This window comes from Streptomyces sp. FH025 (genome assembly GCF_017427025.1).
GTDB lineage: Bacteria > Actinomycetota > Actinomycetes > Streptomycetales > Streptomycetaceae > Kitasatospora.
Window position 1 is genome coordinate 1 of sequence record NZ_JAFLNG010001111.1, and the last position, 1,554, is coordinate 1,554.

Sequence of the window (1,554 nt, forward strand, 5' to 3'; positions counted from 1 at the left end):
TGACCGGATGGACCGCGAGTACGAGCAGCCGCTGGACGTGGCGCAGCTGGCCCGTACCGCGCTGATGTCGCCCGGCCACTTCTCGCGCAGCTTCCGCGCCGCCTACGGGGAGAGCCCCTACGGCTACCTCATGACCCGCCGCATCGAGCGGGCCAAGGCGCTGCTGCGGCGCGGGGACCTGAGCGTCACCGAGGTGTGCCTGGCGGTGGGCTGCACCTCGCTGGGCTCCTTCAGCTCCCGCTTCACCGAGCTGGTCGGCGTAAGTCCCAGCGCCTACCGGGCCCGTGACCACGCGGGCGGCGCCGCCGTCCCGGCCTGCGTCGCCAAGATCGGCACCCGCCCGCTGCGGCGCCCGCGGGCCGAGGGCGGGGGCGGGGGCGCTCCCGTAGCGTGAGGGGCATGAGCATCGAACTCGCCCAGTGTTTCATCGCCGTCGACGACCACGACAAGGCGCTCGCCTTCTACCGGGACGTGCTCGGCTTCGAGGTGCGCAACGACGTCGCCTTCGAGGGCATGCGCTGGGTCACCGTCGGCTCGCCCGACCAGCCCGGTGTCGAGATCGTCCTGGAACCCCCGCTGGCCGACCCCGGCGCCAGCGAGGACGACCGCCGCGCCGCCGCCGAACTCCTCGCCAAGGGCCTGCTGCGCGGCGTCATCTTCCGCACCGACGACTGCGACGCCACCTTCGAGCGCCTGCGCACGGCCGGCGCCGAGGTCCTGCAGGAACCGGCGGACCAGCCCTACGGCGTGCGTGACTGCGCCTTCCGCGACCCGGCGGGCAACATGCTGCGCTTCAACCAGCCCCGCCCGCGGTAGCCGGCGCCCGCCCGCCCGTCCTCGCGCTCCCCGCCGACGGCCGGGCGCCGGTCCGGGGCGGCGACCCGTTCCTGCGCCCACGCGCGCGGGGGAGCGCGATCGCGTCGCCGTGGAGGCCGTGGGCGGCGAACCCGGCGTCGTCGATCCGGTCCGCGCGGGCCAGGCGGTCACGCGGCCCGGCCCGGTCGAAGGTGTCGCGGGTGTGACGGCGGCCGGGGTTCTCCAGCTTCCCGAGCGAACCCGGAAGGCGGGCGGCGGCCTGGACGTCGATCAGGCCGCGTGCGTGGCCACGATCGGCGGGGGTTCGCATCGTGGTCCCCGCTGCGTCGTCGACGTGCGGGACAGGGCCGGACTCCGGCTGGCCGACGGGCTTTCAGAGGTGTTCCTTGCGGTGGGGGAGCGCACCGTGGCCGGGCACGGGCTGCGGCCGCTGGGCCGGGAGGAGCTGATCGGCAAGGCGCACCGGCACGCGGTTTTCGCCTTCGCCCGCGGCGCCGAGGCCGAGCCGCGGGGCGGCTGTCGCAGTGGTGGAGACGCTCACCGCGGTGAGCTGGGACCGCCCTGCTGACGGCGATCCTCCGCTCGAGGAGAAGCGGCTCGTCAGTGGCGGCCGGGTCGTCGGGCCTGTGTGCCGCGGGAGGCGGGGTTACGGTTTGCCGCCTCCTGCCGCTGTCCTGAACGGTGTGATGATTCGCAACTCTTGACCTTCATTTGGCAGTTAGTCGATAGGAGATTCGA

3 protein-coding genes are annotated in these 1,554 nt (G+C 74.1%); all 3 read left to right on the forward strand.

Annotation, left to right across the window (positions count from 1 at the left end; genetic code table 11):
- Nucleotides 1-394: helix-turn-helix transcriptional regulator (locus tag J0670_RS37755; protein WP_207817287.1), on the forward strand; the 394-nt coding region annotated here is incomplete at its 5' end.
- A gap of 5 nt (nt 395-399) precedes the next feature.
- Nucleotides 400-816 carry a VOC family protein gene (locus tag J0670_RS37760; protein WP_207817288.1) on the forward strand — a complete coding sequence of 139 codons (417 nt, stop codon included), beginning with the start codon at nt 400-402 and terminating at the stop codon, nt 814-816.
- A 391-nt stretch (nt 817-1,207) separates the two neighbouring features.
- Nucleotides 1,208-1,384 carry a hypothetical protein gene (locus J0670_RS37765; protein WP_207817289.1) on the forward strand — a complete coding sequence of 59 codons (177 nt, stop codon included), beginning with the start codon at nt 1,208-1,210 and terminating at the stop codon, nt 1,382-1,384.
- The last annotated feature ends 170 nt before the right edge of the window (nt 1,385-1,554 follow it).

What these genes read in the sequence shown, in the direction of transcription:
- J0670_RS37760 (WP_207817288.1), top strand. Translation starts at nt 400, where the DNA reads ATGAGCATCGAACTCGCCCAGTGTTTCATCGCCGTCGACGACCACGAC.